The sequence below is a fragment of the Paraburkholderia sp. SIMBA_027 genome (assembly GCF_046535315.1).
Taxonomy (GTDB): Bacteria; Pseudomonadota; Gammaproteobacteria; order Burkholderiales; family Burkholderiaceae; genus Paraburkholderia; species Paraburkholderia tropica.
Window position 1 is genome coordinate 1 of sequence record NZ_JAWRWY010001192.1, and the last position, 251, is coordinate 251.

1 protein-coding gene is annotated in these 251 nt (G+C 70.9%); it reads right to left on the bottom strand.

Translation table 11 applies throughout. From position 1 onward, the window contains the following. Positions 1–240 (bottom strand): HlyD family secretion protein (locus SB764_RS42915; protein WP_410867164.1); only part of this gene is annotated, 240 nt, incomplete at its 3' end. Between the last annotated feature and the right edge of the window lie 11 nt (positions 241–251).

Consider the following 251-nt stretch of genomic DNA (forward strand, 5'->3'; position numbering starts at 1 on the left):
GTCGGCGCGCAGGCGATAGTAAGGGCGGCCGTTGCGGTCATCCTCGAACCGGTCCGCCGACACCAGCGTCACGGTTCCCTCCAGCCGCGGCGTGCTGCTGGCATCGAAAGCGGTGAACATCAGCTCGACCGGCAGGCCCGCGCGCACCTTGTCGATGGACTCCACCGGCAACCGCCCCTCGACCACCAGCGGCACGTCCTCGGGCACGATCTCCATCACGCGCGAGCCGGGCTGCACCACGCCCCCGACCG